The organism is uncultured Romboutsia sp. (genome assembly GCF_958366745.1).
Taxonomy (GTDB): domain Bacteria; phylum Bacillota; class Clostridia; order Peptostreptococcales; family Peptostreptococcaceae; genus Romboutsia; species Romboutsia timonensis.
Genome location: NZ_CATXCO010000178.1, coordinates 1 through 4,996 on the forward strand (window position 1 = coordinate 1; position 4,996 = coordinate 4,996).

The following is a 4,996-nucleotide window of genomic DNA, read 5'->3' on the forward strand; positions in this document are numbered from 1 at the left end:
TTAAATCTGTGGGAAAATTTATCAAATGGAAAAAATGAGAGTTTTGACTTAAAGTGTATTTATTTAGACAATAAAGTCGTAAACGAAGTACATTTTATTAAAGCTTTTAAAAATACTAATAGTATTATTGATAAAAAGTTTAAAAGAACTTTTACACTTTATAGAAAGTTTGGAAATAGCCAAATTTTCAGAACTAATTTATATACTATTTCTAATGGTAAAATAATATTTGATACATCAAGATATGTATACTATTTACTAGAAAACAATGTAATTTATTATTTAGGTATAGATTTAAATGAAAAAGATTTAACTACTTACCTATTTAAAAAATAAGAGTATGTATTATATAAATATTTAATAAGTTATTTAATAAAAAATCGGAACCTAATAAGATTTATTAAGTTCCGATTTTTTCAATTTATATATTATTAAACATAAATAAAGCTTATGCTAGATAATTATCATTAGCATCTTCATCCTTGATAGTATAAAGCTTAGCATCACCAAAGGAAGCATGGTCTGCAGCATTACCATCTCTACCATCAGTTACTACTAGTTTTAATTCTTTTGCACCGTCTATATTAAGTTCAATATATTTTTGTGCATCAGTTGCTCTCATTAATCCACTTTCATATTTAAGAACTCCATCAACATAAACTTTAAATTCTAAAGATGCTGCTGTTGAGTTTTTCATTTCTCTATCTACACCTACATAAGATGTAAAGTATGAGTAATCTTTATCAGTTAAATCGTAAACTATTGTTGATGTTGAGTGTGTTCCTATACCTTTTTCGTATTCTACTTCATTTCCATTTTCATCTGTAAGTCTTATAGGATTTTCCTCTATAGACTTATCCTTTTGAATAGTTCTCCATCCAGAATTTGCACTCTTCCATTTAATATCTGATAAATAAGTATAGTCTTCCATATTAACTACTGATATAGTTCTAGCTTTTTCAACTGTATTACCATCATTGTCAGTTATAGTATAAGTTACGTTATATCTTCCAACTTTATTAAAGTTTACATCTCCACTTAATACTACATTAGAGGTTATATCTCCATCTTCTGCATCTATAGCATATACACCTTCTGTTAAGTTAAGTGTTTCACCAACCTTTATTATTTGTGAAGCTGGTATAGTTAATTTTGGTCTTGAGTTTATAGAGTAAACCTTAGTATCTGCCCAAGATGCAAAGTCTCCAAGACCTCCATTACCTGCTTCATCTGATACTAATTTAAGTTCTTTTACTCCAGTTACATCTAAGCTAACAAAATCAGCTTTAGAATCTTTTCTCATTACATCAGAAGTATATGAGTATTTAGATTATTATCTATAGCTTTATCAATTGATGAATTACTATATTGTCCACCATTGTTAGTTATAGATTCTATTTTTGAATTGTCAATTTTGAATACGTTGTTGTAATCATTTAATTTATCACTATTGTATAAATCAAACTTACTTACAACCGCCTTAGTCACTTCTTTATTATCATTTATTTCTAATATTGAAGTATTATTTGATATCTCATCTGCTAAAACTTCTAATGTTGCAGCTGAAAAATTAGAAATTATTATTGCCATTGTCATAACTGCAATTTTTTCTTATGCATATTTCTACCTCCTGATTTATTTTTTATCCCTCAGAAGTACATTAATTTTAGTATTTAATTAATAAATAAAATCTATGAAGGCCAAAAGAAACTACAAAAAGAGGTAAGCACTGTACTTATAGACATTGCAGATTTTATTGTAAATCCTAATAATAAAGATATGTATAATAAGGACCTTAATACATTAAATGCACTTATTGATAGTAGTATTTCTGAAGCTTATAATAATATTAATAATAACTTATTAAGCGATACTAGATTTTTCTTAAATCATATGGAAATTATAAAACATCAAAGAGATATACTAGAAAATCTATATAGCTATGTGTCACAATTAAGTTCTACTCCACCACAAGCTCATATTATTTCTGCCTTTATACATAAAATAGGTTACTCTGATTTTGATATAGAAACTGGGAATCTACTTCTTGATGAATTAAATAGACTAATGCTAAGTATGAAAAATCAACCTCTTCCTATAGATAGAGTGGAATTTGAAAATAGAGCTATATTATTCTTATGCTTAACTGAACTAAAACAGTTTTTAGTTAATCGTAAACATGCCCAAATGCTTAGAGATAATAATTTCTATAAGTAACTTTATTAGTTTTTAATAATATTATTCTATAATACTAATAATTTTATAATAATTTAATTTTATACTATATCTTTAACTCAATTATTCTTTTTGCGATTTTTATTATTTTTATACTATCAAATAAAAAGCTGTTATACTACTTTTTACTAGTATAACAGCTTTTTACTATTATTCAAAAGAATCAGCCTTATCTTGACTAAAGTTTTTCTCTATAATTTTTGCAATTTCCTTTTCTACTTTGGTAAATCCATCATCTCCAAATTTATAATTATTTCCATTTAACATCATAATATATCCAAATTTACGATTCTCATCATAAAACATATTACTTAAAAGGCCATAAGCTTCTCCTGTATGACCTATTAGCCTTGAACCTTCAATTAAATCATCTGTAATATGAAGACCTAATCCTTTGCATTTATATAATCCATTAAGAGCATCTCCATACCAATGAATTTGCTCCATTAACTCAACAGTGTCTTTCTTTAATACTCTAGTGCCATTATATAATCCTTTATTTGATAACATTATCATAAATTTAGCTAATTCATTTGGAGAAGTTCTAAGACCTCCCATTGGAGAATACTTAAATGCATTACCTAAAGGTATTTTACCATCTTTATCTCTAACAGTAGATGATATAACTATATTATCTTCTATTCTCTTTTTATCATTTAGTCTTTCATAATAGTTTCCATCTTCATCTATACCGTATAATACAGCTATATTATCTACATCCTCAAATTTATTAGGATTAAATGAGGCCTTCATATTTAACGGTTTGAATATATTTTCTTGTACAAAATCTTCAAAATCTTGGTTCGAAATTTGCTCGATTAATGTTGCTAATAAATTATAACCATAATTTGAGTATTCAAATTGATCTCCTGGTTTATAATCTCCAAAATCTTGTATGTCATAAATAGTGCTATATGTATCACCATCTATAATGCTTGATGTATGTGTAAGTAGCATTCTAAATGTTATTTTCTCATCAGGGAAATTTGGATTTCTAACTTCAAATCCATTTAGGTAATCATTTATATCATCATCTAGTTTAAATTTACCTTCTTCATATAGCTTCATAATTGCTGATGCAGTGATAGATTTTGATATCGATGCTATTCTATATATTGTATTTGTATCTGTTTTTATGCTTTTATCTATATCGGCGTAACCAAATCCTTGTGAATAAGAAATTTTATTATTTTCGATAACAGAAATAGATAGTCCTACTACATTAAGTTTATCTACAGTTTCCTGTATTTCTGTTTCTAAATTTTTAAATTCATTTTCTTTTCTCTCTAACTTAGTAAATATTCCTAAATTCAAAGCAAATACACCTTTTTCTATTATAATATATGATGATATCAAGGATATACTTAGCATAGCTAATATCGTTTTTTTTGTATTTTTATTAATATGATCACCCCCTAAAAATAGATACATTTTCATGTACCTATTAATAGTAATGATTATGAAATTTTAAATTTTAAAATGCTTAATTTAAAATATTATTTATATCTATTTTTTATCCATTTCTTTAAATTTTCATTGAATTTTTATAAAAATTTAGTTGATTACTATTCTAAACAAATTTAATACCTTTTATTATATTTTTATTTTTTAATATATGTGTATCAATTTATACAAAGCTTTAATATATATATCATATCGTATAAAAATTATAAATATTTATTTTATTATTGCCCACAAATACAAACAATGTTATCCTGATTAGATGAATATATTTCAAGAATATAAAAGGAGGTACTTATGACCAAAGATATGACTACAGGAAGTCCGGTAAAATTGATTTTATTTTTCTCTATACCCTTATTAATTGGCAATATTTTTCAACAATTTTATAGTATGGTTGATACTATAATAGTTGGAAGATTTCTTGGAGTAAAAGCTCTTGCAGCGGTTGGCTCAACTGGTTCTATGTCATTTTTAATACTAGGATTTGTTCTTGGACTTTGTTCTGGTTTTTCTGTGTTAATTTCTCAGAAATTTGGTGCTAATGATAATGAAGGTTTAAGAGAGGCTGTAGCTAGCTCAATTATTTTATCAGTAATAATGGCTATTATAATTACTATTATAAGTATATTTACAGCAAAGCCTTTGCTTCATTTAATGAATACACCAAATGATATAATAAATGATTCATACTCATATATTGTTGTAATATACGCAGGAACTACTGCAGCATTTTTCTACAATATGATATCAAGTATATTAAGAGCTCTTGGAGATAGTAAAACCCCATTATATTTCTTAATTGTATCATCTATTTTAAATATAATATTAGACTTAGTATTTATCATTAATTTTAAAATGGGAGTTGCTGGTGCAGCTTATGCTACAGTTATCGCTCAAGGAGTTGCTGGTTTGTTATGCTTAATATATACTTCTAAAAAATTTTCAATGCTTAAACTTGAAAAAAAACATTTTATAGCTGGAACTAAACATTTTGTAAACCATTTAAAAATAGGTATACCTATGGCATTACAATTTTCAATAACTGCTCTGGGTGTAATAATACTTCAAGCAGCAATTAACGCTTTCGGTTCTAATGTTGTTGCTGCTCATACAGCTGCCTCTAAGGTTGAACAACTTGTAATGCAACCTAGTATTACATTTGGTGTAACTATGGCAACATATTGTGCTCAAAACCTCGGTGCTGGAAATATTGAACGTATTAAAGAAGGGGTAAAGAAATGCACTATGATAAATATAGTTATAGGTCTTATTTCTGGTTCTATACTTATTTTATTTG

The 4,996-nt window shown here is 26.3% G+C and carries 6 protein-coding genes; 3 read left to right on the forward strand and 3 right to left on the reverse strand.

Annotation, left to right across the window (positions count from 1 at the left end; translation table 11 throughout):
- A partial coding sequence (locus Q5F54_RS10495; RefSeq protein ID WP_302334395.1) for a hypothetical protein occupies positions 1-336 on the forward strand: 336 nt, incomplete at its 5' end.
- A gap of 112 nt (positions 337-448) precedes the next feature.
- Here Q5F54_RS10495 and Q5F54_RS10500 read toward each other — a convergent pair.
- On the reverse strand, positions 449-1,303 hold the full coding sequence (locus Q5F54_RS10500; protein WP_281539057.1) for an NPCBM/NEW2 domain-containing protein: 855 nt from the start codon (positions 1,301-1,303) through the stop codon (positions 449-451).
- Positions 1,303-1,590: a hypothetical protein gene (locus Q5F54_RS10505; protein WP_281539058.1), complete on the reverse strand. Its 288-nt coding sequence runs from the start codon at positions 1,588-1,590 to the stop codon at positions 1,303-1,305. Before Q5F54_RS10505 ends, Q5F54_RS10500 begins: the two co-directional genes overlap by 1 nt.
- Before the next feature lie 99 nt (positions 1,591-1,689).
- On the opposite strand from Q5F54_RS10505, the gene Q5F54_RS10510 reads away from it, so the two are divergent.
- A complete protein-coding gene (locus Q5F54_RS10510; protein WP_281539061.1) occupies positions 1,690-2,217 on the forward strand; it encodes a hypothetical protein in 528 nt (175 codons plus the stop codon).
- A 168-nt stretch (positions 2,218-2,385) separates the two neighbouring features.
- On the opposite strand, the gene Q5F54_RS10515 is transcribed toward Q5F54_RS10510, so the two are convergent.
- The gene (locus tag Q5F54_RS10515) at positions 2,386-3,549 is read right to left on the reverse strand and encodes a serine hydrolase (RefSeq protein WP_288248425.1); all 1,164 of its coding nucleotides are present in this window, start codon (positions 3,547-3,549) and stop codon (positions 2,386-2,388) included.
- 444 nt (positions 3,550-3,993) lie between these two features.
- Between Q5F54_RS10515 and Q5F54_RS10520 the strand changes: the two genes are divergently transcribed.
- Positions 3,994-4,996, forward strand: a 1,003-nt coding sequence (locus Q5F54_RS10520) for an MATE family efflux transporter (RefSeq protein ID WP_302334396.1), incomplete at its 3' end; no start/stop codon positions are given.

Bases quoted from the DNA above. Each gene is read 5' to 3' on its own strand.
- Q5F54_RS10505 (WP_281539058.1), bottom strand. From the start codon at position 1,590: ATGGCAATAATAATTTCTAATTTTTCAGCTGCAACATTAGAAGTTTTA.
- Q5F54_RS10500 (WP_281539057.1), bottom strand. From the start codon at position 1,303: ATGAGAAAAGATTCTAAAGCTGATTTTGTTAGCTTAGATGTAACTGGA.